22 protein-coding genes, 3 pseudogenes, 1 riboswitch and 1 other annotated feature are annotated in these 26,164 nt (G+C 63.5%); of the genes and pseudogenes, 12 read left to right on the top strand and 13 right to left on the bottom strand.

Annotated elements, in window-relative coordinates:
• Positions 1-14: 14 nt before the first annotated feature.
• Complete coding sequence (locus tag ACTJKL_RS06990; RefSeq protein ID WP_440852528.1) at positions 15-1,976, top strand: elongation factor G; 1,962 nt, start codon at positions 15-17, stop codon at positions 1,974-1,976.
• 124 nt (positions 1,977-2,100) lie between these two features.
• Here the strand turns inward: ACTJKL_RS06990 and ACTJKL_RS06995 are convergent, their stop codons facing one another.
• A complete protein-coding gene (locus ACTJKL_RS06995; protein ID WP_440852529.1) occupies positions 2,101-2,628 on the bottom strand; it encodes a hypothetical protein in 528 nt (175 codons plus the stop codon).
• Positions 2,629-2,705: 77 nt separating this feature from the next.
• A complete protein-coding gene (locus ACTJKL_RS07000) occupies positions 2,706-3,533 on the bottom strand; it encodes an alpha/beta fold hydrolase (RefSeq protein WP_440852530.1) in 828 nt (275 codons plus the stop codon).
• Positions 3,534-3,681: 148 nt separating this feature from the next.
• Here ACTJKL_RS07000 and ACTJKL_RS07005 point away from each other — a divergent pair.
• The 7 genes and pseudogenes from ACTJKL_RS07005 (at position 3,682) to ACTJKL_RS07035 (ending at position 10,275) form a co-directional block, all read left to right on the top strand.
• Positions 3,682-4,670, top strand: a pseudogene (locus ACTJKL_RS07005) (GlxA family transcriptional regulator).
• A gap of 527 nt (positions 4,671-5,197) precedes the next feature.
• Complete coding sequence (locus ACTJKL_RS07010) at positions 5,198-5,596, top strand: hypothetical protein (protein WP_157813658.1); 399 nt, start codon at positions 5,198-5,200, stop codon at positions 5,594-5,596.
• Positions 5,597-5,881: 285 nt separating this feature from the next.
• Positions 5,882-6,016: pseudogene (locus tag ACTJKL_RS07015) on the top strand (DUF1850 domain-containing protein); the annotation flags it as partial.
• A gap of 164 nt (positions 6,017-6,180) precedes the next feature.
• Positions 6,181-6,409, top strand: a riboswitch (cobalamin riboswitch).
• 169 nt (positions 6,410-6,578) lie between these two features.
• The gene (locus ACTJKL_RS07020) at positions 6,579-7,646 is read left to right on the top strand and encodes an ABC transporter substrate-binding protein (protein ID WP_411933131.1); all 1,068 of its coding nucleotides are present in this window, start codon (positions 6,579-6,581) and stop codon (positions 7,644-7,646) included.
• Positions 7,643-8,686 carry a FecCD family ABC transporter permease gene (locus tag ACTJKL_RS07025; protein WP_440852531.1) on the top strand — a complete coding sequence of 348 codons (1,044 nt, stop codon included), beginning with the start codon at positions 7,643-7,645 and terminating at the stop codon, positions 8,684-8,686. The genes ACTJKL_RS07020 and ACTJKL_RS07025 overlap by 4 nt, the downstream gene beginning before the upstream one ends.
• On the top strand, positions 8,683-9,483 hold the full coding sequence (locus ACTJKL_RS07030; protein ID WP_324764401.1) for an ABC transporter ATP-binding protein: 801 nt from the start codon (positions 8,683-8,685) through the stop codon (positions 9,481-9,483). Before ACTJKL_RS07025 ends, ACTJKL_RS07030 begins: the two co-directional genes overlap by 4 nt.
• Positions 9,484-9,486: 3 nt before the next feature.
• On the top strand, positions 9,487-10,275 hold the full coding sequence (locus tag ACTJKL_RS07035) for a class I SAM-dependent methyltransferase (protein WP_338282235.1): 789 nt from the start codon (positions 9,487-9,489) through the stop codon (positions 10,273-10,275).
• Positions 10,276-10,559: 284 nt separating this feature from the next.
• Here the strand turns inward: ACTJKL_RS07035 and ACTJKL_RS07040 are convergent, their stop codons facing one another.
• Positions 10,560-10,706 carry a hypothetical protein gene (locus tag ACTJKL_RS07040; RefSeq protein WP_440852532.1) on the bottom strand — a complete coding sequence of 49 codons (147 nt, stop codon included), beginning with the start codon at positions 10,704-10,706 and terminating at the stop codon, positions 10,560-10,562.
• Between the two features lie 91 nt (positions 10,707-10,797).
• On the opposite strand from ACTJKL_RS07040, the gene ACTJKL_RS07045 reads away from it, so the two are divergent.
• Entirely contained in the window at positions 10,798-11,196 is a 399-nt protein-coding gene (locus ACTJKL_RS07045; protein ID WP_440852533.1) for a hypothetical protein, read from the top strand.
• 186 nt (positions 11,197-11,382) lie between these two features.
• Here ACTJKL_RS07045 and ACTJKL_RS07050 read toward each other — a convergent pair whose 3' ends face one another.
• Together ACTJKL_RS07050 and ACTJKL_RS07055 are read right to left on the bottom strand one after the other, a co-directional pair.
• Entirely contained in the window at positions 11,383-11,829 is a 447-nt protein-coding gene (locus ACTJKL_RS07050; RefSeq protein WP_338282244.1) for a PPC domain-containing DNA-binding protein, read from the bottom strand.
• Between the two features lie 103 nt (positions 11,830-11,932).
• A complete protein-coding gene (locus tag ACTJKL_RS07055) occupies positions 11,933-12,511 on the bottom strand; it encodes a dioxygenase family protein (protein ID WP_440852534.1) in 579 nt (192 codons plus the stop codon).
• 263 nt (positions 12,512-12,774) lie between these two features.
• On the opposite strand from ACTJKL_RS07055, the gene ACTJKL_RS07060 reads away from it, so the two are divergent.
• Both ACTJKL_RS07060 and ACTJKL_RS07065 read left to right on the top strand, forming a co-directional pair.
• Positions 12,775-12,984, top strand: a complete 210-nt coding sequence (locus tag ACTJKL_RS07060) for a dodecin (protein WP_018095980.1) — start codon at positions 12,775-12,777, stop codon at positions 12,982-12,984.
• A 525-nt stretch (positions 12,985-13,509) separates the two neighbouring features.
• A complete protein-coding gene (locus tag ACTJKL_RS07065; protein ID WP_275600100.1) occupies positions 13,510-14,889 on the top strand; it encodes an alanine/glycine:cation symporter family protein in 1,380 nt (459 codons plus the stop codon).
• A gap of 80 nt (positions 14,890-14,969) precedes the next feature.
• On the opposite strand, the gene ACTJKL_RS07070 is transcribed toward ACTJKL_RS07065, so the two are convergent.
• The 7 genes and pseudogenes from ACTJKL_RS07070 to ACTJKL_RS07100 all read right to left on the bottom strand — a co-directional run bounded on the left by ACTJKL_RS07070 (position 14,970) and on the right by ACTJKL_RS07100 (position 23,312).
• The gene (locus ACTJKL_RS07070) at positions 14,970-15,338 is read right to left on the bottom strand and encodes a RidA family protein (protein ID WP_100670960.1); all 369 of its coding nucleotides are present in this window, start codon (positions 15,336-15,338) and stop codon (positions 14,970-14,972) included.
• A 77-nt stretch (positions 15,339-15,415) separates the two neighbouring features.
• Complete coding sequence (locus ACTJKL_RS07075; protein ID WP_440852535.1) at positions 15,416-16,711, bottom strand: NAD(P)/FAD-dependent oxidoreductase; 1,296 nt, start codon at positions 16,709-16,711, stop codon at positions 15,416-15,418.
• A 54-nt stretch (positions 16,712-16,765) separates the two neighbouring features.
• A complete protein-coding gene (locus ACTJKL_RS07080; protein WP_440852536.1) occupies positions 16,766-18,331 on the bottom strand; it encodes an ABC transporter substrate-binding protein in 1,566 nt (521 codons plus the stop codon).
• A complete protein-coding gene (locus ACTJKL_RS07085; RefSeq protein ID WP_440852537.1) occupies positions 18,328-19,695 on the bottom strand; it encodes an MmgE/PrpD family protein in 1,368 nt (455 codons plus the stop codon). Before ACTJKL_RS07085 ends, ACTJKL_RS07080 begins: the two co-directional genes overlap by 4 nt.
• 25 nt (positions 19,696-19,720) lie before the next feature.
• Positions 19,721-21,493 (bottom strand): ABC transporter ATP-binding protein, encoded by a 1,773-nt coding sequence (locus ACTJKL_RS07090; RefSeq protein WP_411923695.1) that lies wholly within the window; start codon positions 21,491-21,493, stop codon positions 19,721-19,723.
• A 2-nt stretch (positions 21,494-21,495) separates the two neighbouring features.
• Positions 21,496-22,374 (bottom strand): annotated as a pseudogene (locus ACTJKL_RS07095) (ABC transporter permease); the annotation flags it as partial.
• Complete coding sequence (locus tag ACTJKL_RS07100) at positions 22,371-23,312, bottom strand: ABC transporter permease (protein WP_440852538.1); 942 nt, start codon at positions 23,310-23,312, stop codon at positions 22,371-22,373. The pseudogene ACTJKL_RS07095 and the gene ACTJKL_RS07100, both read right to left, overlap by 4 nt.
• 244 nt (positions 23,313-23,556) lie before the next feature.
• On the opposite strand from ACTJKL_RS07100, the gene ACTJKL_RS07105 reads away from it, so the two are divergent.
• Positions 23,557-24,321 (top strand): IclR family transcriptional regulator, encoded by a 765-nt coding sequence (locus ACTJKL_RS07105; RefSeq protein WP_338282262.1) that lies wholly within the window; start codon positions 23,557-23,559, stop codon positions 24,319-24,321.
• 145 nt (positions 24,322-24,466) lie between these two features.
• Here ACTJKL_RS07105 and ACTJKL_RS07110 read toward each other — a convergent pair whose 3' ends face one another.
• Complete coding sequence (locus tag ACTJKL_RS07110; protein WP_440852539.1) at positions 24,467-25,954, bottom strand: SulP family inorganic anion transporter; 1,488 nt, start codon at positions 25,952-25,954, stop codon at positions 24,467-24,469.
• A 67-nt stretch (positions 25,955-26,021) separates the two neighbouring features.
• Positions 26,022-26,077 (bottom strand) — a sequence feature (sul1 is cis-regulatory element that is thought to sense ions involved in sulfur or methionine metabolism; They are found in Alphaproteobacteria).
• Positions 26,078-26,164 lie beyond the last annotated feature (87 nt).

Below are 26,164 nucleotides of genomic sequence, written 5' to 3' on the forward strand. Positions count from 1 at the left end.
AGGGAGGAACGCCGATGCGCTGCTTTACTGTACTCGGTCCTTCGCAGATCGGAAAATCCACGCTCGTGGAGAGGGTGGGCTCGCTGGGAGGCGAGCCGAAAAAATCAGTTACGCCATATGGACTGGGCCTCACCGAATTCGAATTCGGCGGCGAGGCCTGGTGCGCGCTCGACGTTCCCGGCAATAACGAGGCCCTGGCGCATGCGCAGCATGCGCTGCTCGCGAGCGACGCATGTGTTCTCTGTGTTTCGCCGATACTGGACGAGGCGGTTCTCGCCGCCCCTTACTTGCGCATGATCGAGGCGTCCGGCACGCCTTGCATCCTCTTCATCAACCGCATGGACGAGCCGCGAGGGCGCATAAGGGACATCGTCGCCGCCCTGCAGGATTTCTGCAGCCGCCCGCTCATCCTGCGGCAGATTCCCATCCGCGACGGCGACAGGATCATCGGCAGCTGCGATCTGATTTCGGAGCGGGCCTGGCGCTATCGCGAGGGACAGCCGTCCTCTCTCTTCGAGATCCCCGAAAGCGCGGTGGAGCGCGAACACGAGGCACGCGCGGAGCTTCTCGAGCACCTTTCGGAATTCGACGATTGGCTGCTGGAAGAGCTCATCGAGGACCGCGAGCCGGCCAGCGACGCGATCTATTCGATCTCGACACGGGTTCTGAACGAAAACAAGATCATTCCGGTGCTCCTCGGCTCCGCCGGCCACGGCAACGGCCTGATGCGGCTGATGAAGGCGCTCCGCCACGAGGCGCCGCGCGCTGAGGCGCTGAGAGAACGCCTTGCCGCGGGTGCCGGCGTCGACGAGGCGACGCTCCTCGCAGTCAGTTTCCATGCCCATTATCGCCAGAGTGTCGGCAAGACGGTTCTTGCCCGCGCTCTCCAGAACGGAGTGAAGCAGGGGGCGACGCTCGGCGGCGGAAGTCTCGGCGCTCTGCAGGATCCCGCAAGCGGCCGGCCCATCGGTTCGGGCGTGACCGAGGCGGGCCAGCTCTTCGGAGCGGTCAAATCCGACCACCTGCCGGTCCCCTCGCTGTTGACGGCCGGTGCGGCCCTCGCTCCGCCCGACTGGACGACCCCCCCGAACCCCATGCTCGAGCGGATACTGGTGCCGGCGAGCGAACGCGACGAGACCAAGCTCTCCGAGACCCTTGCGAAACTCGCCGAGACAGATCGCGGCCTGAAGGTGATGCAGGAGGAGGGGACAGGGGCGCAGCTCGTTTGCGCCCAAGGCCCGGTGCATCTGCGCGAAGTCTGCAGGACGTTGTCGGACGTCTTCCATGTCGAGGTGAGCGACCGGCCCCCGAGCCCGATCTACCGGGAGACCGTTTCGAAGTCCTCGGACGTTCATTACCGCCATCGCAAGCAGACCGGCGGGGCCGGGCAATTCGCGGATGTGAAGCTCAGCGTCCATCCGAACGGGCGAGGCGACGGATTTTCCTTTGCCGAGACGGTCAAGGGCGGTGCCGTGCCGCGCAATTACATCCCTGCGGTCGAGGCGGGCGCGCGCGAGGCGATGGAGAAGGGACCCCTCGGCTTCAAGGTCATCGATGTCGGCGTGCTGCTCACCGACGGCCAGCACCATTCGGTCGACAGCTCGGAATATGCGTTCCGCACGGCCGGCAAGCTTGGCGTCCGGCAGGCGCTGTCGCAGGCCGCCTCCGTACTGATGCAGCCGGTCTTTCGCGTCGAAATCCATGTCCCGTCGGTCTATTCGGGCAGTCTCGTGCCGATCGTTGCCTCGTTGAAGGGCCAGGTGTTGGGCTTCGATCGGGACGAAGCGGCGAAAGGCTGGGACATCTTCCGCGCCCTTCTGCCCGGCAGCGCGCTCGACGACCTGGCGCGCTCGCTCAGATCCGCCACCCAGGGCATCGGCTATTTTTCCAAGAGTTTCGATCATTTCGAGGAACTCTACGGCAAGGAAGCCCAGGCGATCGTCACCGCTCACGGAGCGCCGGCCAACGAGCATTGACCGACAGCACGAAGCGCGCCGTATCGATACGGCGCTTGTTGGGTCATCCCCGGCCTGGAGCGTTCAGCGTTTCCTTGAAACACCGAACGCTCCAACTGAAACTACGCCTGCCGACGGAAAACCGCTACGCACTTTTCCTGGACCTCGGGCGCACGGGCAGCGGCAATGCCGCCCGTCGCGACCCGATGACCGCAGTTGCGCCGAGCACGATGCCTGCCGTCAGCAACAGGGCTTGCGCAGCGACGAAGGGCGCCTCGGTTTGCGTCGGCGCCAGCGGCTGCAGCACCGGAACCTTGAGGAAGCTCTGCACGACAAGAACGAAGAGGTTGAGATAGAGCGCGAATGTCGCGCTCACCACATAGGCCGGCCGGGCCCAGCCGCGGAGCGTCAAGGCATAAAGCGCGGCAAAGGCGATGACGAGGGTGAGGACGGAAATCGCTCCGACCACCAGTGCGGGCGTGATCCCGCTGAAGGGAAAGAGGAAGCCGGTGATGCTGGTGGCCGCGGTGGTGACGAGGAAAACTGCGTGCCAATGGCCGAGCCAGCGGCCGGCGGCGAGCGCCGGCAGGGCGACGAGGCCGGTTCCGATCCCGATCAGACTGACGGCGACATGCAGGGCAAGAAGGGTCTCGATGGAAATTCCGGGGATCATAGCGCATCTCCTGGAGGCAGGGGGACGAAGCTGGGGGAGGGCGACGGCACCGCCGCCGCGCCTCGCCGGCGTTGAAGTCAAGCTTCGATGAATTCGAGCAGGTCGGCGTTGAAGCGGTCCTGATAGGTCTGCGTCAGGCCATGGTCGGCACCCTCGTAGACCTTCAGCACGGCATGCTTGACGATTTTGACGCTCGAAAGCGCCGAGGCGCCGATCGGCACGATCTGGTCGTCGTCGCCGTGGAGGACCAGGGTCGGCTTGTCGAACTTCGCCAGGTCGGCATTGAAATCGCTTTCCGAGAAGGCGCGGATGCTGTCGAGCTGGCCCTTGAGGCCGCCCATCATGCCCTGCAGCCAGAAGCTCTCGCGGATTCCCTCCGAGATGGAGGCACCCTCGCGATTGTACCCGTAAAAGGGGATCGTCAGATCCCTGAAGAATTGCGAGCGGTCGTCGTAGGTGCCCTTGCGAATGCCATCGAAGACGTCGATCGGCAGGCCGCCGGGGTTGGCCTCGGTTTTCAGCATGAGCGGCGGCACCGCGCCGATCAGCGCCACCTTTGCCACGCGCCCGGTGCCGTGCCGGCCGATGTAGCGGGTGATCTCGCCACCGCCTGTCGAATGCCCGACAAGGATCACGTTGCGCAAGTCCAGCGCCTCGATCAGTTCGGCAAGGTCGTCGGCGTACTGGTCCATGGTGTTGTTGTCCCAGACCTGGTCCGAACGGCCGTGGCTGCGGCGGTCGTGGGCGATGACGCGGTAGCCCTTGTTTGCAAAGAAGACCATCTGCGCATCCCATACGTCGGCCGTGAGCGGCCAGCCATGGGAGAAGAGGATGGGTTGAGCATTGCGCGAGCCCCAGTCCTTGTAGAAGATGCGGGTGCCGTCCCTGGTGGTGATCGTAGCCATTTTCTTCATCCTTTCAGCGGGTTGGAAGACTGCCGGGTGGGGTGCCGTACTTGCCGCGCCCCGTGCTTGAAGATTTAGGCCGATTGCGAAATGATCGGGATTGGCGGATCGGACATTAGGCGGGCCGAAACCGACAAAGAGGGGCGACATGGCGAATGGACGAGCACTGCCAGCGAGAGCCGAGATCGGCCTCATGCTTTATCCGGGTTGCCAGATGGCGATGGTCCACGGCATGACGGATCTCATCGGCATAGCCGGTCAATTCTCCGCCGAGCGCGGCGGAACGGTGGCGCGAGTCAGTCACTGGCGGCTTCAGGACGACGGCTGTCTTGCACGCTGTTTCGACACCCATCCCGAACTCGGGTCCCGGCAGGCGCCGGAGATCCTGCTTGTCCCAGGCCGGCTGACGGGACCGATGGAAGCAGAGGAGGCAGCGCCCTATGCGCGCTGGCTGCTCGACCGGCATGCCCAGCGGGCGACGCTGGCATCGACTTGCGGCGGGACTTTCGTGCTTGCGGCGACGGGCCTGCTCAAGGGTCGCCCGGCGACGACGCACTGGCTGTTCGCCAATGCCTTCCGCGATCGTTTCCCCGACGTCCGGCTCGATCCGGACAAGATCGTCATCGAGGACGGGGACCTCATCACCGCCGGCGGCCTCATGGCGTGGACGGACCTCGCATGCGCCTCGTGGACCGCCTGTTCGGTCCGACGGTGACGGTCGAGACCGGGCGTTTCCTGCTCATCGATCCGGCCGGACGCGAGCAGCGGCACTATTCCAGCTTTTCGCCGCGTCTCAATCACGGTGACGAGGCGATCCTCAAGGTGCAGCATTGGCTGCAGGCGCGCGAGGCCCGCGCCGTCAGCGTCGCGGAGATGGCCAAAGTGGTGGCGATGGAGGAGCGCACGTTCCTGCGCCGTTTCAAGGCGGCGACCGGTATGAAGCCGATCGAATATGCGCAGCATCTGCGCGTCGGCAAGGCGCGTGAGCTCCTGGAGTTCACCAAACGCTCGGTCGAACAGATCGCCTGGACCGTCGGCTATGAGGATGCTGCGGCTTTCCGCAAGCTGTTCCATCGCATCGTCGGGCTGTCGCCGGGCGACTACCGGCACCGTTTCGCCGTAGCGGCTGCCGGATAAACTGCGCGGAGCACGGCGTCGCTTCTTTCGCGCCCGCGGCTGCGGAACAAATTTTCGTCTGAAGAATTAACAGGTGTCGCTTCTGTCCCCCAGCGACATTCAGGACCCCAACCTGTTGCAGTGCCCGCGTCATCCCCTGCGCGGGCACTCGCATGTCTGCGAAACGATTCCCGCCCGCCCTCGGTTGAGGACGCAAGCGGGACCCCGCAAAGCGGCGAGGCCCCGCCTGAAGTGTCGCTGAAAAGATCTAGGTCCTTGTATAGGTGGGAAGCCAGGAAGCTAGAGTGCCATCCGCTCCCATCTATAGGACCTTGGTCCGACCCCCTAAGGGCAAAGGTCCTAGGCCCGTTGCCAGCTGAGTCTCAGGGTACATATTGCAGCATTCGCGCCGCGGGAGCCTGGAGCGGAACATTGTGCGGCATTTCTGCTCTGGCTCCTTGCACGATCACGTTCCATGATTTTGGGTCGACGGGGCCTAAAGTCATCGTGATCTCGGCAGGGGAACAACTCAACGATGGATCTCTCCCATGGCATTGTCGAACTACGGACGGAACAACACTGTCTCTGAAACCTGTTTCAGGACGCTCACCCACCCGTTGACGAACCTGATCTGCATTATCGTGGCCGTGTCGATCGCCGTTTTCGCGAGCGTACCGACAGGCATTCCCCCATACGTGCTCGCGCCGATCGGCTTCATGCTGGTTATCCTGATCGACCCTGCAGAAATTGCATCTAGATTGAAGGCGCGCTCCGCAACGCGGGACGTCACGGTTGGCCGCTCGGAATCGGCCGCCGGAGGCTGGCAGGCCAAGGGAGACGGTTGGAGCCTGACATTCCAACGCAAACACGGCCTGACGAGAGGAGCGGCTCGGTCGAATATCGCCGCCGCTGCACGGGGACGCGCGGCCGACAGCTGCCGCCGCTGAAATCGTACCTAAACGCCAAGCGCCGCGCGTCGCCGGACGCGCGGCGCTTGCGCGGGAATTTGTCCGGAGCCAGCGGAAGGCGGATTGTCGCCGATTGCTGCGGGGCACCGGGCAAGATCCGCCCGCATCGGCGAAGTTGTCGATTGCGCTTCCACAAAATCAATCATTTAGAGTTAGCCGATCTCTTGCTACTGTAAACATTGAAACGCGCCGCCATCGCGGCGATCGCAAGTGCGTCCATCGCCCTTTCCGCGGCTTCGACAGGCGCAGCAGAGTTCATCACGTCCTGAGCTGGTCCTGGCCGCCTCCGGAGCGACCGTCTCCGGCTGGACGCTTTGCGACGCCGGCGGCTGCCGCGAACTCCCGGTGCAAAGCCGGGAACCAATCGTCCTGTGGCCATGTGATGGGCTAAAGCGATAATGGCCGATGCCGATCTGGCGGGCACTGGTTGAAGGCTGATCGGAACAGTCCGGGGCGCCATGAAATGTTATTACATATCTTTCTGTTGACGAGTGTAATAACATAACATATTGAACCCGCATGCAGCGCGGCTTCGCGTTTCACCTTGACCAGCGGCTGCATTCTAAATTAACTGAGCCGGACGGTTCCCCTACCCGTGAGGTGGAGGGGATTAATAGGGAACACGGTGCGGACGACCCAAGAGGGACCAAAACCGTGGCTGCCCCCGCAACTGTAAGCGAATCGTCGTTCATCGTGGCGCCCAGGCGCCAGCCACTGCGCGCGTTGCGCGGGAAGGCAGATGAGCGATTTCTGTCCGCGAGCCAGGAGACCTGCCGTCAAATCAGATCCAACGTCACGGGCGGGGATGCCCGGAACAGGAGCAAGCCATGATCATCTTTCGCGCCTTGCGGCGCACGCTTTCATCAGTTTCCCCGAGGTCGAGCCGTCACTCGTCCGATCGAACCCGATCGGCAGGCTGACGATCACGGCCGTATAGCGGCCTCACATTCGGGGACTATTCATGAACAGCTTTTGGAAACGACCGCTCATTGCGGGTCTCATCACCTTTTCCGCAGGCGTAGCGGCTCTTGACCGTCCCGCCTTCGCTGCCGAGACGACCTATCCGCTGACACTCGAAAACTGCGGTCGGCAGATCACCTTCGACAAGACGCCGACGCGCACCGTCTCGATCGGCCAGAGCAGCACCGAAATCCTCTATCTGCTCGGCCTTGCGGACAAGGTCGCCGGCACCGCCCTCTGGGTCGGCCCCGTCCTTGAAGGTTACGAGGAGGTCAACGCCAAGGTCGAGCGCCTGGCAGACAACGATCCGAGCTTCGAAAGCGTGCTTGCCAAGAAACCGGACATGGTGGCGGTGCAATTTCAATGGCAGGTCGGCCCGGAAGGCGTGGTCGCGCGGCCGGAGCAGTTCGAGGAGCTCGGCATTCCGGTCTACACATCGCCTTCGGATTGCACCGGCAAGGAGAATTCGGCGGCGAGCGACGGCGTGCGCCGGCAGGTCTTCACCATGGATCTCGTCTATCGGGAAATTCGCGAGCTGGCGCAGATTTACGATGTTCAGGACAAGGGCGAGAAGGTCGTAGCCGAGCTGAAAAGCCGAGAAGAGGCGGCGCGCGCCAAGGTCGCCTCGGCCGGGGGCAAACTCTCGGCGGTCTTCTGGTTCTCCAGCGCTGCCGATGCCGACCCCTATGTCGCCGGCAGGAACGGCGCACCCGGCTACATAATGGCGGCGCTCGGCATCGAAAACATCATCGACACAGAAGACGAATGGCCGACGGTCGGCTGGGAAACCATCGCCAAGGCCGAGCCGACCATGATCGTTGCCGGCTCCATGGAGCGTCGACGCTACCCGCTGGACAGCCTCGACGCCAAACTCGAATTCCTGAAGACCGATCCCGTGGCGAGCCTCATGCCGGCAGTCGCCAAAGGCTATGTGTTCGACATGGATGCGCAGGCGATGAACCCGACGATCCGCACGATCGAAGGAATCGAAGCGCTGGCGGATGCCATCGCCGAGGCCGGACTTGCGCCCAAGGCTGGGCCGGCTTCCAAGGGTGGGTTGGGCAAGTGAGCCGCGTGCTTACCCTGGCCGGGCGAACGGGGACGGGACGCGTCGGCGCGGCTATCGCCGCGCTCGTGATCCTGTTCGCGGCACTCTGGATGGGCGCTGCGATCGGCGAAACGGCGATCCCGTTCAGGACGGTTGCGCAGACGGTCGCGAATCGGCTGTGGAACGCCGGCTATCCGCTGGCCCCGATCGACGAGGGCATCATCTGGAGCTACCGACTGAGCCGGGCGGTCGTGGCCGCTTCCTGCGGGGCGGCGCTCGCGCTCTCCGGAGCCGTGCTGCAATCGCTGCTGCGCAATCCGCTCGCCGATCCCTATATTCTCGGCATCTCCGCCGGCGCCTCGACAGGCGCGGTCAGCGTCGCCATCCTCGGTGTGGGTGCCGGGATGCTGACGCTGCCGCTCGGCGCCTTCATCGGCGCGCTGGTCGCTTTCATCCTGGTGAGCCTGCTGGCGGTGAAGGCCGGCCGCGGCACCGCGGCGATCATCCTGGCGGGTGTGGCGGGGTCACAGCTCTTCAACGCACTGACCTCCTTCATCGTCACCAAGGCGGCCACGGCCGAGCAGGCGCGTGGCATCATGTTCTGGCTGCTCGGCAATCTTTCGGGCGTGCGCTGGCCGGATGCCTGGCTCGCCGTGCCGGCGACGCTTCTCGGTCTCGTCGTCTGTCTCTGGCATGCCCGTCCCCTCGACGCGTTTACCTTCGGGTCGGAATCGGCTGCCTCGCTCGGCATCTCGGTCAGGCGAACCTATTTCGCGCTTGTCGGCGTCTCGGCGATGATGACTGCGGTGATGGTATCCATCGTCGGGTCGATCGGTTTCGTCGGCCTCGTCATCCCCCATGCGGCCCGCATGCTCGTCGGCGTCCGCCACGGTGTCCTGCTGCCGGCAGCGGCGCTCATCGGCGCCGTGTTCATGATCCTCGCGGACATACTGTCGCGCGTTCTCATTCCCGGCCAGATCCTGCCGATCGGCGTGATCACGGCGCTCGTCGGCGCTCCGGCCTTCGCGTTGATACTCGGACAAAGGAGGGACCGCGCATGACGCTTTCGGCGCGCGGGGTTTCATGGTCGGCCGGCGGGGTGGACATCCTGAAGGAGGTCTCCCTCACGGTCGAGACGGGAGAGTTCCTCGGCATCATCGGCCCGAACGGTTCCGGCAAGACGAGCCTGATGTCGCTCATATCGGGCATCCGCAAGCCGAAGAAGGGGGAGGTGCTTCTGGACGGTTCTCCGATCGGGACGCTCGGCCGCCGCACGGTCGCGCAAAGGCTCGCTCTGGTCGAGCAGCAGGCCGAGACCGGCGAGAGGATCACCGCGCGCCAGGCGGTAGAGCTCGGCCGCACACCCTATCTCGGGCCGCTTTCGCCCTGGTCGCCGGAGGACGATGCGATCGTCGAGGCGGCGCTCGAAAACGTGGATATGGCGCATCTTGCCGATCGCCTGTGGCACACGCTCTCCGGCGGCGAGCGGCAAAGGCTGCACATTGCTCGGGCGCTGGCGCAGCAATCGAAGATCCTGCTCCTCGACGAGCCGACCAACCATCTCGACATCGGCCATCAGATCAGCCTGCTCGACCTCGTTCGCCGCCAGGACCTGACGGTGGTCGCAGCGCTCCACGACCTCAACCACGCCGCTATGTTCTGCGATCGGATTGCGGTGATGCAGGCCGGCCGGCTGGTGGCGCTCGGGCCCCCGCGGGAGGTACTGACGGTCGAGCGCATCCGCGCGGTGTTCGGGATCGAGGTCGAGGTCGAGCACGACTTCGACGGAAGCTGCTCCATCCGCTATCGCGCCAGACGCCCGCGTCCGCTTGCCGCAATCTCCGCCGTCGGAACCTGACCCATGGACATGCGCAACCACCACCTGAAGGAAGATATCCGCGAATACTGGTCGAAGCGGTCGGAAACGTTCGACCTCGCCTTCGGCCACCGCATCCCGCCGGGACCGGAGCTCGACGCCTGGGCGGCAGCGATGCGCAGCGCACTCGGGGCGAGGCCGCTGAAGGTTCTCGAACTCGCCTGCGGGACGGGGGAGGTGACCAACGTGCTCCTTTCGCTCGGCCACGAAGTGACGGCGCTAGATTTCTCCGAGGCCATGCTCGCGGTGGCGCGGCGCAAGCACGCAGGGAACGACAGGGTTCGTTTCATTCTGGCCGATGCCGAGCACACGATGGAGCCGGACGAGACCTATGATGCCGTGGTCTGCCGGCATCTCGTCTGGACGCTGACGGAGCCGGAGCAGGCTTTCGCCGAATGGTTCCGCCTGCTGAAACCGGGCGGAAGGCTGCTCGTCTTCGACGGGGACTGGTCGAAGCCGACGCCGCTCGGCCGTCTGGCGTCTTTCGCGGTGGCTGCCCTCGAGCGGATCATCGGCCATGACCCGCATTACGACGGCGCCATGAGCGAACGCCACGCAAAGATCATGGAGCGTCTGCCCTTTGGCGATGGCCTCACCGTCGAAAGACTTCTTCCCTTGATCGAAGAGGCGGGATTCCAGAACATAGAGTTGCCGTCCCGCCGCCCGATCGCGGCGGCCCAGCGCAGGAATGCCGATCTCAGAAACAGGCTGAGGACATTCTTCTACCGCAGGTTCTTCCTCGTCTGCTCGCGGCCTTCGGGAGATTCACTTTGAGTTTATGACGGCTGCCGCGGGATGGACAATGGCGTTGAAGCTCTGGTCGGTTTGTCGGCACGCATGGTGATGCGCTTGAATTCCATGAGTACCGACCGTGCGTCCGCTGCAAAGTGCTACAGCGACATTTGCGCGTCTCATATGACGCGCGGCGCTGTAGGAGGCCTATCGGAGGGCTGCAATCTCTCCTTTCTCCTCATCCCTGTGACGAGCACAGGAATGAGGAAATCAAACAAGCCGCCGCGTGCGGCCCGAATCTCGACAGGCCTTAGATCACGATGCTTTCAGGTGGGGCCGACCTGGAACATGACCGTGATCGATTCCATGAAGTTGAGACGCGGGATGCGGGTGGAAAACCGCATACACTTTTCCTCATCCCACTCCAAAGTCGCGGTTGCCTGATCCGCCTGCTCGGCCGTCATCAGATCCAAATTCAGCCTCAAAAGGAACTCCCGGCCCCCGGCCGCCGTTTCCGGGTTGCTGTCTCTGACAAGTTGGGACCCAGACACGGAGGATGAGCATATGGCACAGGAAAAGCGACTCGGATCCACCATACCGCGCGGCGTGGTCGATACGAAGAACGGATCGGTAGGCGTTCCGGACCAGGCAAGCATGGAAGAGGAAGTCAGATCGTTGCGCGAGCAGGTCAATGCGCTGACCGAAAAGCTCTCCGATCTCGGTATCTATTCCGGCAGGGCCATCGCGGATACGGGCCGCAGGGCCGGCGAGATGGCAAGGGAACATCCCGCCTGGACGGCGCTCGCCGTGGTCGGTCTTCTGGGGCTGCTCATTGCAGGAACCAGCCGGCCCTATTGGCAATCGCGAAGCTCCTCGCGCATCGAGGACCTGATCGCCGATATCGAGGATCGGCTGAGCGATCTGAAGGGCCGTTATTGGTCAAGCGGCTGGCGGCCCTGGTGAAAATTGGACCCGTCCTGCCGGAGACAATGTGCGGTCCATGGAAGGGCGCGCTGCCGCCATCGGGAGATCGGCGGCATGGTTTGCGAGGAACCGGTCGGTTTCTCGCTCCTTCGGTCGCCGTGAGGTCGCCGGCGCGTGCCGGCCAGAAACAAGCGCAACCCGAGTTCGAGCGCGAAAAGCTGAACCTCATTCGGCGTCGAGGTCGATGAGCGCTATCCCGAGTTCCGGTCGCTTGCGCCGGCGCAATCCAGTCGGGCTTTCGCGGATGATGACCTCCAGGGTCGGACGGACGCGCCCCTCCAGAAGGTGCCCGCCACGGGTCGACCCGTCTTCCAACCCCAGAACCGCATGCAAATGCAGGCTCGGGCGGCCGGCTTCGTCGCGGGCAATGTCGCCGATCGCGCTCAGAACTTCCGATTGCTCAGCTACGGGGATCTTCCTGTAATTTCTGCTTTCGACACGGAAGAAGCCCACCGTCGCGCTGCTGAAGGCGCCGATCGCCGTCACCGATGCGCCGGCGATGCCCGCCTGCGCTGCGAAGGCCGAAATGGCCGAGAATGCTTCGTCGCCCTCCTCGAGTACGAGAATGAAGGTGCGTTCGCTTGCGTCTTGCGCCAAAAGTTTCTGCTTCATCAATTCGTCCTCGTCTCCGCCCGAACCTGTAGGACGGCGATCTGTTCCGGATTCAGCGAAGCGCCGGATCGTTCATCCCGTGCCGGTCACCTCCGCGAGCGCGTCAGGCTACAAAATCGAAACGCCCGAACTTGCCGTCCTCCGTGTCGCGAATGTCAAGCTGCAGCGACGGCGTATAAAGGTGATCACGGTCGTTCTGAGGTTCGTTCGGGAAGAAGAGCTGCGTTGTCAGGACCGCGGCGCCGGGAGGGCGCACCCGAAAATGATAGTGGCGGGTGCGGCCGGGATAGAGTGCCGGGACGATGGTGCTGAACCACCATCGCCCGCGTTCGTCGGTCATGTGGTGACCCCGCAGCCTGTAGCCGCGTGTATCGTAGGCGCCGGTTTCGTCCGCATGCCAGATTTCGACGAGACTGCCGGCGATCGGCCTGCAATTGCCGTCGAGCACGTAGCCGGCAATGGTGATGCGTTCGCCGTTCGGGGCGTCGCCGGAAAGTTCGTGCCTGAGCGGCGCATCGGGCTTGTAGAAAGGGCCCGCCGTCAGCGCGGGCGTCAGGTCGTCATCGTCGTCGCAGGCCTGTGTGAGCGGCAATGCGGGTCGCTGCGCCGCGGCGCGATCGGCGACGGGCAGGGCGGGTAAGGCCAGAAACGCCCTCAGCAGGGAACGTCGGGTCGGCAGCATGGTCGCCTCCTTCGTGGAGCGTTCGCGCGTCCTTGGCGGGGCGTCGCGTTCGGACATGGCCAGTGATACGAGCATAGAGCATTTTTAATCCCCAGGGCAGCCGGCCGCCTGGCGCGGCATAGGCCGATTTTCCCCGAACGCTGGCGGTTCGCGCCGAACGAGGGCATGATTGTCCTTGGCGGCGGTCGCGCTGCCGTCCCTTGCCGCCCCTACAAGGAGACCCGGCGAGCCTGGAATCAACCTAGAAGCTTCAGGAGGAAACCGTGAGCGAGCACGTCTACAAGAAGATCGAGCTGATCGGCAGTTCGCCGAACTCGATAGACGAGGCCATCGAAGGCGCGATTTCGCGTGCTTCGAAAACGACCCGGAATCTCGACTGGTTCGAAGTGGACCAGGTCCGCGGCCAGATCGTGAATGGCAAGGTCGCGCATTACCAGGTGGTGATGAAGGTGGGCTTCCGCATCGACGATTGAAGCGCGCGCGGCGCCGAGAGCGGGATTCGACGTTCCGCCCTGACTTGTTCTGCGGGTTTCAACTGCCCGCGATTGGAGAGGAGACGCCGGCACCGATGAGGAAGCCGGCGATGCTGGGTGGTGGCCCGTTGCGAAGGCCGGCTGAACCGGATGGGTATGTATGTTCGCGCGCCGAGTACTGACAATCTCGTGCCGGCCGCGCCGCTTTCCCATGCCGATCTGCCGGCCATCATCAATTTCATAAATAGAAGCATTCGAACTATGAAATTCACCAACCTCGACTTCTATGTATGATCGCGGCTCCCGAGGGGCCCGCATGTACCTATCGCGCCTGACGCGCCGGCTCCACGGGTACCGCCTGCGTGTTCGCAGACGGGGGACACCCAGGCGTCCTCGATCGAAATGAATCAAGGTGCCTGTGGCCCATGAACAAGACGGGCTTGCAATATTCGCCGGTGAAGTTAGTCAGGCCGCAGGCGTGCGCAGGCTCGCGGAAAGACAGGCACCAGGGAGGAGAGCAGTCTCGTGGAAGCACTCAACCAATTCTTTAACTGGCTCAACGGCATCGTTTGGGGCGTGCCCATGATCGTGCTGATCATTGGCACCGGTCTGTATCTTCAGCTTCGCCTGGGCTTCATGCCGATCCGCAAAGTGGGCTACGGCTTCCGCATGATCTTGAAAAGCCGCAGGCCGGGGAGGGCCGCCGAAGGCGAGATTACACCCTACGCCGCGCTGATGACGGCGCTCTCGGCCACCATCGGCACGGGCAACATCGCCGGCGTCGCTACCGCTATCGCGGTGGGCGGACCCGGTGCGCTGTTCTGGATGTGGATTACCGCCTTCGTCGGAATGGCGACGAAATACGCCGAGGTCGTCGTAGCGGTGAAATACCGCGAGGTCGACGACAAAGGCGAACACGCCGGCGGACCGATGTTCGCCATCAAGAATGGGCTCGGGAAGCACTGGCAGTGGCTGGGCACCGCCTTTGCCATCTTCGGCGGACTGGCGGGTTTCGGTATCGGAAACATGGTTCAGGCCAACGGTATCGCCAGTGCGGTCGAGAACGCCTTCGGCATCGAGACCTGGATCAGCGGCATCGTGATGACCGTCTTGACGGGTGCGGTGATTCTCGGCGGCATCAAGCGCATCGGCGCCGTGGCCGAGAAGGTCGTGCCCTTTATGGCGATCTTCTATCTCACCTGTGTGGTCGTCGTCCTGATCGTCTTTGCCGGCAACATCCCCGAGGCGATCGCCACCATCTTCACCCAGGCATTCAGTCCGACGGCAGCCACCGGCGGCTTCCTCGGCTCCACTGTACTGATGGCGATCCGCATGGGTGTGGCGCGCGGGATCTTCTCGAACGAGGCGGGCCTCGGCACCGCCGGTATCGCACAGGCTGCCGGCTCGACCGCCAATCCCGTTTTCTCCGGCGTCATCGGCATGATGGGGACGTTCATCGACACGATCATCGTCTGCACCCTGACCGGTCTGGCGATCATGGTGTCGGGCGTCTGGGCCTCGGGCGAAACCGGAGCGGTGCTGAGTTCTGCGGCCTTCGAAGCGGCGCTGCCCGGCTATGGGAATTATCTCGTCACCATCTCGCTGGCATTGTTCGCCTTCACGACGATCCTCGGCTGGGCCTATTATGCCGAGAAGTGCTGGGAATACCTGATCGGAACCGTGAGCGCGATACCGTTCCGCATCGTGTGGACCGTCGCGGTGTTCTTCGGCGCCACCCTCAGCCTCGACTTTGCCTGGCTGGTGGCCGACACGCTGAACGCACTGATGGCTATCCCCAACCTTATCTCGTTGCTGCTCCTGTCCCCAGTCATCGCCCAACTGACGCGCGACTACTTTGCCGAAGAACGCGCCGTCACCGGAGTGCCGTCGCGCAGCCGGAGCTAGCTGGCCAAGCGTGCGTGCGGGAAGGTTCGCAGAGCGTTCCTGCACGCGCGCTGGTTTGCGATCTTAAGCGCTGAATCGCTCTAAAGCTCCATCACCTCCGCATCGCCGAAGGCCGCGGTCACCATGATTTCTACCCGCATGTCCGGGTCGCCGAGCTCGACGGCGCAGCAGCATCGGGTTGGCGGGTTCTGCGGTGCCACCCATTCCTTCCAGACCGCATCCATCGCGGCAAAATCGGCCATGCTGGTAATCCAGACTTCGGCGGTCAGCAGGCGTGACTTGTCCGTGCCTGCGCGTGCAAGCAACTCGTCGATTTTCGCCAGCGTTTCCCGCGTCTGGGTGGCGACGTCACCGGCATTGTCGGAAAACTGGCCGGAGAGGTAACAGACGCCGTTGTATTTCACGAGGCGGCTTCTGCGTGCGTTCACGTCAAAGCGTTCCACTTTCATGATAGGTTCTTCCCTTAGAGGACTTCCAGGAAAAGTGCGTATCGGCTTTCCGTCCGGAAGTGCGTCGTTCAAACTCTCTAGGCTTCCAGGCCCGCTTTGCGGCTTTCGATTGCCGAGACGATCTGGAAGCCGATGCTGCGGAAGGGTTCGGGAGCGATCAGGCTGGCCGTTCCCATCGCGCCGCTGACCTTTGCCGGATCGCCGGTGCCGAGCATCAGTTCGGCGAGATGCCGGCCGAGCATCGTGCCTTTTGCTATCCCGCTGCCATTACAGCCGCCGGACGCGAAAAGGCCGTCGTCGAGCTTGCCCCACCACGGTGCGCCATTCATGGTGAACGCCGTCGCGCCGCCCCAGACATATTCCAGGTCCACATGGCCCAAGCCCGGCCACCGCCGAACAAAGCGGTCGCGCAACTTCGCGGACGCCTCCTCCACGGGCACTTCGTGCTCGTGGGCATAAAGGGAGCGCACCATGAGACGGTCGCGCCCGATACGCCGCAAAGTCGTCCCAAGCCGATGAGAGGGCAGGAGACCCCATGCCGGCGACTGGCCGAGATGGCCGAGGTCTGCCTGGGGGACCGGGCACGTCACCGCGGCATAGGTAAAGATCGTGGTCATGCGGAGCTTGAGATAGCCGAAACGCCGGATGAACCCGTTGTTTGCGAGAGCGACGCTTCGCGCGCGCACGAAGCCGCCGTCGGTCAGGAGCTCCCAGCTCCCGCCGTTCCGCTTCAATCGTTGGACCGCCGTATTTTCGTAAAGGTCGATGCCGTCCGGCAGGGAGTCGGCGAGGCCGCGAATGAGGGCTGCCGGTTGCAGCAAATAGGTGTCGTTCAGATAAATGCCGAAGCGGTAATAATCCGATCCGATGCGCTCGGCTATTTCGTTCCGCCCCAGCACCGTGTGGCTTATTCCGTTGGCCTTCGCGACTTCGACGACCTGCCTCAGCGAGGCCTCCCCGGCTTCCGTCGCCGCAGCGCGGATCGATCCGACTTTCTGCAGCTCGCATTCGATGCCGGCATCTGCAATCATGCTTTTGAGCCAGTCGAAGGGTTCCCTCATCAGAGCCGTTTGACGCAGCGCTTTCTCGGCGCCGGCAAGGGTGGCGGTGCGAGGCAGCACTTCGGACCCGGTAAAACCGGAATTGCGGGCTGAAGATCCTTCCCCGACGGATGATGCCTCGAACACGGCAATGCTTGCCTGCGGATCGAGTTCACGGAGCCGGCGCGCGATCGCGAGGCCGGTGTAGCCGGCACCCACGATGGCATAATCGACGGTAAGGTCGCTCTGCAACGGTGAGCGGGGTGTACGCTTCGGGAGCATTGCGTTCCAGCCGCATGGGCTGGAATAGATCGGGAAAATCTCTTTGGACATAATGGGTTCATCACACAATGAATTGGGCTGCGGTTTCCCGCAGCCCGTGGATTGTTATTCCGTGAAATGAGTGAGTTCGGTCACCAGCGGCCCGAGCGACATCGAGCCCTTGAAATCGAAGCCCCAGTCGAGGTTCTTGCGCCGCGCCCACACACCTGCTGTCTCGGTTATCGGAACCCCGCAGACCGCCTCGATGATCAGCCGCTGTGCTTCGTGCCACAGCTCCAGCTGCTTTTCCGGATCGGTTTCGACACGGGCTGCCTCGATCTGCTTGTCGGCCACGTCGCAATGGCTGAAGTTCGTCACCGCAGCGGGCGATCCGATGGCGCTGTTCGAATGGAAGAACTGGCTGAGATAGACATCCGCTACCGGGAAGCGGGCTGCACCGTAGGTCACGAGCGGGCTCAGGTCCTGCCGAATCATCTGGTGCCAGGTGGCGTGCTCGACCGGCTGCAGCTCGAGATTGAAGCCTGCCTCTCGAAGCTGAGCCTGAAGGATCTGGTTCGAGGATTCATAGCTCGGCAGCTGGCTCGAGATCATCTTGACCGTGATGCCGTCCGGATGGCCTGCCTCGGCAAGCAGTGCCTTGGCCTTTTCCGCATCGAAGGTTACCAGGCCGTTGTCCTCGGTGTAGCCAAGATTGTTCGAGGGAATGATCGACTTTCCCACGCGGGTGAATTCGGTTCCGCGATAGGCGGCGACACGGCTCGGATCCACGGCGTAGGCCAAGGCACGACGGACCCGGATGTCGTCGAACGGCGCTTTCTTGGTGTTGATGTGCAGCACGGTCAATTCGGCTGGATCGAAGATGTCCACGGTGGTGCCGTCGACCGCCAGGGTGCGTTTCAGCCAATTCGGGTCGGCAAGCCCTGTGGCCGCGTCGACCTCACCGGCGAGGAACGCCAGATCGCGTGCAGCCGCAGCATTGAGGAAGCGATATGTCACCTTCGTCAATTTCGGCGCGCCGCGGAAATAATCCTTGTGGGCACTGAAATGCACGGCCACGCCGGGCTCGATCGAGTCGAGCTGGAACGGACCGAAACCGACCGGACGGCGCGAGAAGCTCTCCGCCCGTTCTTCGTAGGCCTTCTTGCTGACGATGAAGCCGCCGGCATAGTTCGCCAACGGACCCAGCACGCTCGGAATGGCGTTCTTCAGCGTGATGCGCACGGTATAGGGATCGACTGCCTCGATCTTGTCGAAGGAGGCGTAGTCGGTGGCAAAGGCCGAACGCTCGGGATCCGCTGCCTTCTGCAGGCTGAAGACGACGTCCTCGGCGGTCACTTCACCATAGTTGTGGTGGAACTGGACACCCTTGCGCAGTTTGAAGGTCCAGACCAGCTTGTCGGGGCTGGATTCCCAGCTTTCGGCAAGGTCCGGTTCGATCGAGGCGGGGTCGGTCGTGCCGGGAGCGAAGCGGACCAGGCCGCCGAATATCCAGGCGACCAGGGTGCGGTCGGTGGTGCTCGCCGAATAATGAGGATCGAGATTGCCGATGTCGGCTGCTGCCGCGCCGAGAGTGAGCTCCGTCTTTGCGGCCATTGCCGGCAAGGGAGCGAGCGCGCTGCCAGCCATAATCGCCGCCAGGACCAGAGCCCTCGGGAACTTGAATTGCATCATTGCGCTACCTCCTTGATTAGCATGATGTTGCGTTTGTTCAGATTGTATTGGCGAGGGTTCAGCACGGAGAAAAGCGGCCCAAAGCCATGGTCCAGAATCCCGTCGAGTGCCGGGAGAATGTCGTTCAGCCAGCCGGATTCGACGCTTGCCGCGCCGATTTGGCGGAATTTCTCCTTCACCTGTTCGCGCGACATCGGATTGGCGACGTCGCCGAGCGGGTGGAGAACGGTGGCGGTCTGCGGACCTTCGCCCTGATCGATGATCACGCGGCAGGGCGTGCCCCCGGGGAACGAGCCGGCAAAGTCCTCATGCGCTACCAGCTCGATGCGGCCGGCGAGATCGAGCACGTCCGGATCCTGCAACCGGTCCGGATCGACGGGTTGCAGGGCCGATGGTCCGTACAAGGCAGCCAGAGCGCAGCTGAAGTAGAAGCTGTATTGCCCCGCTTCGAGCGATTTCGGCGTGCGGGCGTTCGAAAGCCTCAGTCCCTGCGGGAACGTCTCGATCCGAAGGCTGCGGATCGCCTTGCCGGGCTGGCGCAATTGGAGAACCGCGTCGATTGCAGCGTGCATGTACCGGCAACAGGCATAGGGTTTGAGATAACACTGCTGCAGCCACCAGCTTTTCCCGAGGCCGCCGGTCAGGATTTCGCGGTTGAAATGCGAGGGCCTGTCCAGAAGGTCCAGGGGGCCGGTCGCTCCGGCGCGTGCGCGATAGGCGCCGGTAAGCCCCGCCGTCACCGCCGGCGGGATCGCCTCCTTCACGGTGGTTCCCTGATATTTCGAGCTGCCGGTCGGGAAGCTTATGGGCCCCTCGGCGCCGGCAATGGCCATTGCATTTGCAAGCTGTCCGGCGGTCAAGCCGAGCAGTCGTCCGGCAGCAGCGGCAGCTCCGTAGCCCACCCAGCGGCCACTGCTGTAGGTGTCGATGGTCGAGGTGGGACGAGACGACGCCACGCGCAGCGCGACGTCGTAACCGAGTACGATCGCGCTCATGATCTGCTCGTCGCTCGAGCCCGACGCCTGCCCCACGGCCAAGGCCGCGGGGATGACGCCTGCTCCGGCGTGACCGGCGGCACCGCGGTGGCCGTCGTCGATGTCGAGGGCGCTGGCCGCCGCGGCATTGGCCATGGCCGCGCCGGCGGGCGAAAGGTTGATGTCGGTCAGCCAGACTGCCGCCGGTCCGGTTCCGTACAGATCGACGGCGGCTTCGCGGGCGGCCGTCGCAAGAGGCGAGTGCAGGCCGGCGGCCGTCGCAGCCATCAGGTCGGCCAAGAGAAGCGACGCGGCTTCACGCGCCTGCCCCCCTATGTCTGCCGCCGGGCAGCCGGCGACAAAGGCTGCAAGCTCTTCGATCGTGTGCAAGTCGGTAGTCCTTCTGCGTTGGAGGTCAGGTCGCACTGCGGATGAAGTGCCCTTCGGAGGCCATGGACCAGCGGGGGGCCGGGGCCTGATATGCGAGTGGCTTGATGGGACTGCGCGGCTGGGTGACGTCCACGCCCTGGGGCGGGCGCCGTCCGCGCTGGTCGGGATGGGTGATCGGGATGGCCGAAAGCAGGCGCCTGGTATATTCGTGGCCCGGCCGGCCGATAACGTCCTCGGTCTTGCCGATCTCGACGATCTCGCCGAAATACATGACCGCCACCCGATCGCAGATCCGTTCTACCGCGGCCATATCGTGGCTGATGAACAGATAGGAGACGCCGAATTCCTTCTGCAGGTCGATCATCAGGTCGATGATCTGGCCTTTGATCGCCACATCGAGCGCGGAGACCGCTTCGTCGGCGATGATGAGCTTCGGCGACATCGCCAGTGCGCGCGCGATGCAGATGCGCTGCCGTTGGCCGCCCGAGAATTCGTGCGGCAGGCTCGAGGCGCGCGAAGGGTCGAGGCCCACCCGCTCCATCAGCCATTGCATCTTCTCGAAGGCTTCGGCGCCCCTGGCGAGCCCATGGACCTGCATGGGCTCCATGATCGCAGAGCCGATCGTCTGCCGGGCATCGAGCGACCCGTAGGGATCCTGGAATATCATCTGCACGTCGCGCCGCATACGGGCGAGGCTCTGCGGATCGTCATAGTCCACGCGCTGGCCGCACACCCGCACATCGCCGGAACCGATCGGTGCGAGGTTTATGACGGCCTTGCCGATCGTCGACTTGCCGGAGCCGGACTCCCCCACCAGACCGAGCGTTTCGCCTTTCGTTATGGCAAGCGATGCACGTTCGACCGCGTGAACCATTCCCGTCAGGCGACCGAAGAATCCACTGCGTACGGGAAAGCGCACGGTGAGGTCGGTAACGTCGAGTACCGGCGTTTCGCCGGTGATCGAGGCCGGCACGCCTTGCACCGGCTGAGCAGGAACGCTGATCTCGCTGAGTTTTCCCACGAGGCTGGGAGCGGCTTCTATCAGGCTGCGGGTATAGGCGTCCTTCGGATTGGAGAAGACCTCATGGACGGTGCCGCTCTCGATTTCGCGTCCCCGGCGCATGACCAGCACATTGTCGGCCAGCTCGGCGACGACGCCCATGTCGTGCGTGATGAACAGAACCGCAGCGCCGGTCTCACGCTGAAGGTCTTTCAGCAGGGCCAGCGTCTGAGCCTGAACCGTCACGTCGAGTGCGGTCGTCGGCTCGTCGGCGATGATCAGCGCGGGATCGCAGGCGAGAGCCATGGCGATCATCACGCGCTGCCGCATTCCGCCGGAGAAGGTGTGCGGGTACTGGTGCATGCGCGCTTCCGGGTCGGGGATACGCACCTTCCGCAGCATCTCCAATACTGCTTCCTTCAGCGCCGCACCTTTGAGCCCCCTATGGATGCGGATCACCTCGGCGAGCTGGTCGCCCACGCGCTGGACCGGGTTCAGCGACGTCATCGGTTCCTGGAAGATCATGCTGATCCGTCCGCCGCGCACCTGCCGCATTTCCGGTTCGGTCAGGGTCAGGAGGTCACGGTCATCAAGCGTTATCGAGCCTCCGGCTCGTGCGACGCGCTCGGGCAGGAGCCGCATGATGGCAAGCGAGGTAACCGATTTTCCGGAGCCGGATTCTCCGACCAGCGCGAGAGTGCTCCCCGCGGCGATGTCGAAGCTGAGATCATGAACGACCGTGGTGCGACCGAAAGAGACGCTGAGATTGCGAACCGAAATGACAGGCTTCTTCTCCACCACGAGGCATCCTTAAGGCGGGGGTCGATGGCATCGCGCAGGCCATCGCCGATCAGGTTGAAGGCAAGGACCAGAAGCAGGATCGCCAAGCTGGGGACGAGTGCGAGATGGAAAGAGCTCAGTATGTTGTCGAACCCGTCGCGCACCATGCCGCCCCAGGTCGGCGTCGGCGGCGCCAGCCCCAGACCGATGAACGCCAAAGACGCTTCGGTGCGCACGGCAGTGGCCATCCACAGCGAGGCCATGACCATCACCTCCGGCAGGATCGCCGGCATGATGTGCCTGAAGAGAATTCTCGGGCCCGAGAACCCCATTGCCTGGCACGCCTGCACATATTCGCGGTCGCGCTGTGTGATGACGCCGGCACGGGCGATGCGGGCGAAAGCGGGCGTTGCCGTGAATGCGATCGCGATGATGATGTTGGTCAGCGTGGCGCCCATCAACGCCACGAGCGCGAGGCCGAGAATGAGCGAGGGAAAAGCCAGCACCACATCCATGACTTGCATGAAGACGATGTCTATGCGGCCGCCGACATAGCCGGCGATCATGCCGATCAACGTGCCGACGATCAGCGCCGTCAGGATGGCAAAGAACCCGATGGTCAGCGAGTATCGTGCGCCGTAGAGGATCCGCGACCAGATGTCTCGACCGAACTGGTCAGCGCCCAGCCAGAAGTTTGCGCCGGGCTCGGCCAGCTGGTCCATGATGTTCTGACTTGCAGGATCGTGCGTCGCCAGCTGCGGCGCGAAGATCGCGGCCAGGACCAGCGCCAGAACGATGAGCATGCCGATCCAGGTCGATGCGTTCAATTGTGCGGCAAAATCACGAAAGGCGCTTCTGCGGCTGATCGGCCGTGAGGGTGTGATGCTGGCGTCGGTCATTTGTACTGCACCCTCGGATCGAGAAAGCCATAGGTCAGGTCGGTCAGCAGGTTCACGACGACGACCATCAGCGTGTAGATGACGATCATGCCTTGAAGCAGCGTGTAGTCCCGCTGCGTGAGTGCCGTGAGGATCAGCTTGCCCAGGCCGGGGCGCGAAAACACGATCTCAGTCAGAACCGAATTGCCGATCAGAATGCCAAGGTAGAGCCCGACGACCGTGGTGATCGGGATCATGCAGTTTCCGAGAGCATGCCTCCCGATCACGGCGGCGGGGGTGGCACCCTTTGCGCGTGCCGTGCGCACGAAATCCTGATTGAGCACCTCCAGCATGGCCGAGCGGGTCACGCGGGTGATGTAGGCCATCATGATCAGTGCAAGCGCCAGTGTAGGCAGCGCCATTTGCCGAAGCCGGTCGGCTATAGTTTCACCGCTGCCTGCGCTGATGACGGGAAACCAGCGGAACTGGATCGCAAAAACCATCAGCAGTACGATTGCCGCGACAAAGGCCGGAAGCGAAAGGCCGAGCAGTGAGATGAACCGCAGAAGGTAGTCCGGGAGGCGATTGCGCCTTACGGCAGCCCAGACGCCGGCGGGAACGCCCAGCACCACGCCGAGGGCGAGTGCCGCGATAGTCAGCTCCATCGTATAGGGCAGAACTGCGAGGATTTCTTCCGAAACCGGCCGGCCGGTCACCATCGACTTGCCGAGGTCGCCCTGCACCGCTTGCAGGAGAAACTGGCCGTATTGCACGAGGACGGGCTGGTCGAGGCCGAGCCGGGCATGCAGGGCAGCGATGCTGGCCGGACTCGCCTGGTCTCCGAGAATGACGAGAGCCGGGTCCCCCGGCAGAACCCTGACGATCAGAAAAACCAGGGTAAGCACGCTGAACAGGGTCAGGATCGCGAACCCCAGGCGCTTGATCAGAAATGGCAGCATACACTCGCCCTTTGTCAGACCCCGGGCAGGATGGAGGCGCCTGACAGAGCATACCCGGCCGACGCCTGCGCCGACGATCGGGCGCAGGAAACCGGTGAGCGACAGCCTCCTCTCCTGTCCGGAAAACTCCGTTTCCTTGGTGGTCGCGATGCTGGCAATCGTCCATCATGTCAAACAAATTCCTTTAATCGAGACGAAAACGCCTGTATCGTTCCGATTATAGGAATATAATGAAAGTAACATCATGTCTGGAAGCGTCGCCTCCTCCCTCAACGCCGAGAGGGCACTGGAGATACTGATCGTCCTCGGGGATGCAGGGCCGGACGGCTTGAGTCTGGCCGAAATTGCCCGAAGGACGGGGAGCGCGAAGTCGGCCGCCCACCGCAGTGTCGCCGCGCTGCTGCAGAAAGGCTTTGCCGAGGCGGCGGGGCGCTACGGGCACTACCGGCTGGGCCCGGCCATCCATATGCTCGCCAAACGGCAGGAGCGGCTGGAGTCCCAGATCCAACTGATCCGGCCCGGCATGACCGAATTCGCGCGGCGCACCGGGTTCACTGTCTACCTGATGGTGCAGGCAGGCGTGGATGCCGTTTGCGCCGAAATGGTCAGCCGATCCACGCGCAGGCAGTTCACGATGGGCGTGGGCGCGCGCGTGCCCATGGGCGTTGCCGCGGGAAGCGTGGCCTTGCTTTCGATGCTGCCCGAGGACAATGCGGCACAGATCATCGAAGCGAATTCCGAGCGCTATGCAACGCACCCGGCGCTGCGACACGTCGATGCCGGTGTCGTGACGAAACTGGTAAGCGAGGCGCGCGGTCGCGGCTATGCGGTCAATATGGGCTATTATTTGCCCGGCGAGGGCGGCATCGGCCTACCGGTCCCGCGACGTGGCCAATACGAAGTGAATGTTGCGGTTTCATTCAATGCGCCGCTGGAGCTGATGAACGATGTCTGGATCGCGGAGATAGTAGAGAACCTGCGGGAGTGTCTCGGCGGTACGCTGCTGTAGTCGTGAGCCGCAGGGTACTTTTTCGGTATAGTTCCGTCTTACTTTAAATGAAAAGCCGCAGGCGGCCGTGCTCGCCGGAAGGGCAACCCGTGTCCTTGTGGACGAGACCCCGGGCTGATCCTGTCCGACCCGGGGTCTCGTGAATTCAATGTGTTGCGGTGAGCGCCGCTCCTTCGCACTTGTCGTGCACGGCGAAGCGGTCGAGCATATGAGCGCTGGCCTCGTTGAGGCCGATCACCTCGACGGTTACGCCGTGGCGGCGATATTTAAGCACCACCTTGTCCAGTGCGCCGACCGCGGTGATGTCCCACAGATGCGCCTCGCCGACGTCGATGACGACCTTTTCCAACGGCTCGGCGAAGTCGAAGGCGCCGATGAAACCCTCGGTCGAGGCGAAGAAGATCTGGCCGTCGACATGGTAGGTGCGCACCGTGCCGCTCTCGTCGAGCATCGAGCGGACATGGAAGAGGCGGGCGACTTTTCCGGCGAAGAATACCCCCGACAGAAGCACCCCGACCAGGACGCCCTTTGCGAGATCATGGGTGCCGACCGTGGTGACGACGGTTGCCAGCATCACGACGGAGGAGGGCAGGGGATTGCGGCGCAGGTCGAGGATGGAGCGCCACGAGAAGGTGCCGACCGAGACCATGATCATGACAGCCACGAGTGCGGCCATCGGAATGATGCGGACGAGGTCGTCGAGGACGAGGATGAGGAAGAGAAGGAAGGCGCCGGCGACGAAGGTCGAGAGCCGCCCGCGCCCGCCGGAGGTCACGTTGATCACCGACTGGCCGATCATGGCGCAGCCGCCCATCCCGCCTATGAGGCCGGAGGCGATGTTGCTGGCGCCCTGGCCGATGCATTCCTGGCTCTTGTTGCTCGTCGTGTCCGTCATGTCGTCGACGATCTGAGCGGTCAGAAGGGATTCGAGCAGCCCGACGGCCGCAAGCGCCACGGAATAGGGGAAGATGATCTGCAGCGTCTCGAAGGTGAGCGGCACCTGCGGCAGCGCGAAGATCGGCAGGCTCGACGGCAGTTCGCCGAGATCGCCGACCGTGCGAATGTCCATGCCGGTCCATACGGCCACCGCGGTCAGAACGGCGATGGCGACGAGCGGCGAGGGAAGCGCCCTGGTGACGTAAGGAAACAGGTAAATGATCGCGAGCCCCGCCGCGATCATCGCATAGGTCACGTGCGGCACGCCGATGAGTTCCGGAAGCTGCGCCATGAAGATCAGAATCGCAAGCGCATTGACGAAGCCGGTGATAACCGAACGGGAGACGAAGCGCATCACCCGGCCGAGCTTCAGGAAGCCGGCTGCGATCTGGATGAGCCCCATCAGCAGGGTGGCGGCAAAGAGATATTGGAGGCCGTGATCCCTGACGAGCGTCACCATCAGGACGGCGGTGGCGGCCGTCGCCGCCGAGATCATCCCCGGCCGGCCGCCGGTAAAGGCGGAGACGCAGGCGATGGCGAAGGAGGCGAAGAGGCCGACCTTCGGATCGACGCCGGCGATGACCGAGAAGCCGATGGCCTCCGGGATCAGTGCAAGCGCCACGACGATGCCCGATAGGACGTCGGCGCGGATATTGGAGAACCATTCGCGTTTATAGCTGGCAAGTGTCAGTTTCATGATTTTCTTCGCAAGAGTAGCACACCAGGCCGGCGGGAGGCCGGCTCGTCATGGTTTGATGCTGTTGCGTTGTCTGGCGGATCGGCGGCCAGAAGAGCCACCCGGGGTTTCACCGGGTCCGGGGTGAGTACCGGCTTTATACGGACCGGCTGCTGCCGATGCAATGATGAATTGTGCGCTGCCGCAATTCCGGCGGCAGCGCGACGTTTC

This window comes from Sinorhizobium sp. 22678 (assembly GCF_052044265.1).
Taxonomy (GTDB): Bacteria; Pseudomonadota; Alphaproteobacteria; order Rhizobiales; family Rhizobiaceae; genus Sinorhizobium; species Sinorhizobium meliloti_A.